This window comes from Psychrobacter sp. TB20-MNA-CIBAN-0197 (assembly GCF_040309765.1).
Lineage (GTDB): Bacteria > Pseudomonadota > Gammaproteobacteria > Pseudomonadales > Moraxellaceae > Psychrobacter > Psychrobacter submarinus.
In genome coordinates, this window is sequence record NZ_JBEOPC010000604.1 from 1 (window position 1) to 271 (window position 271).

Sequence of the window (271 nt, forward strand, 5' to 3'; positions counted from 1 at the left end):
CTACTACGTTTACTGTAATACCACGTGATGCCACTTCGCGTGCAAGTGACTTAGAAAAACCAATTACGCCTGCTTTAGCCGCTGCATAATTTGCTTGCCCTGCATTACCCATAGTGCCCACTACTGAGCCAATATTGATAATACGACCTTTCTTTTTCTTCATCATTGGACGAAGTACCGCTTTAGATAAACGGAAAATCGAGCTTAAGTTAGTGTCGAGTATATCGTCCCACTCAGTCTCTTTCATACGCATTCATAGGGTGTCACGTGT

At 43.2% G+C, this 271-nt stretch carries 1 protein-coding gene; it reads right to left on the reverse strand.

The genetic code is table 11. From position 1 onward, the window contains the following. The coding region (locus AAEY83_RS15155; RefSeq protein WP_502945194.1) for an SDR family NAD(P)-dependent oxidoreductase at positions 1-247 on the reverse strand (247 nt) is incomplete at its 3' end. Positions 248-271: the final 24 nt, after the last annotated feature.